Consider the following 280-nt stretch of genomic DNA (forward strand, 5'->3'; position numbering starts at 1 on the left):
GCTCGCGGACGAGCGGGTACATCATTTTGCTGGCAGGTTCGCCTGCGACAGATACGCCGCAGCCCTCCGCAGCACCTCGTTCTCCTGCTCCAGCAGCCGGTTCCGCTTGAGGGCCTCGCGCAGCTCGGCCGACTCACCCGACGCCGCTGCGGGCCTGGCGCCCTCATCGGTGTCGGCGCGACGCAGCCACTTCGACAGCGTGATCGGGTGGACGCCGAAGTCGGCGGCGATCTGTTCCAGCGTGACGCCGGGCTCGCGGTTGCGCGCGACCCTTACTACG

General features: G+C 69.6%; 1 pseudogene. It reads right to left on the bottom strand.

The annotated features are described in order from the left end of the window. Nucleotides 1-280 (bottom strand): annotated as a pseudogene (locus tag IG99_RS43850) (transposase); the annotation flags it as partial.

This window comes from Streptomyces griseus subsp. griseus (assembly GCF_000720255.1).
GTDB classification, from domain to species: domain Bacteria; phylum Actinomycetota; class Actinomycetes; order Streptomycetales; family Streptomycetaceae; genus Streptomyces; species Streptomyces griseus_I.